Annotated in this window: 1 tRNA gene; it reads right to left on the bottom strand. The window is 59.7% G+C overall.

Going from position 1 to position 457, the window contains the following annotated elements:
• Positions 1-247 precede the first annotated feature (247 nt).
• A tRNA-Ala gene (locus ACJYUO_RS21870) sits at positions 248-319 on the bottom strand.
• Positions 320-457 lie beyond the last annotated feature (138 nt).

The following is a 457-nucleotide window of genomic DNA, read 5'->3' as shown; positions in this document are numbered from 1 at the left end:
CAGCTGGCACAGTAGCCACGTTCATCGGATCGGCGTTGCGACAAAGTCGCAACATCGTGACCCGGGAACGGGTCCAGTGGACGCCTGGACTACACGTACACACGGTCTCATCTGCACGCCGGTAGACAGCCGGCCTGCATTAACCCTTCCCACTCGCACTTACGCGGAGTGGTGCATCAGTTTTCGTCGGATTAGATCGAAGTCGTCTGCCCCACTTAAGGGGCACGATTCGATCTAATCCGAGCCATGGACCCACAGGGATTCGAACCCTGGGCATCCTCCTTGCAAAGGAGGCACTCTACCACTGAGCTATGGGCCCACGTCCGCCCACGAGGGACGGACACAGCGTATCACGTTAGCCTTGGTAGTTCAAAGGTGCCCGATCGGCCACTCAATGGGTCGATCGAACGTGCACCGCGTGGCACACTGTGCCACGAGTTAGGGTGGGCCGGGGCGA

This window comes from Natrinema sp. CRL1, assembly GCF_059162405.1.
The sequence above is the reverse complement of the archived record's forward strand: the minus strand, read 5'-3'. Positions and strand labels throughout refer to the sequence as shown.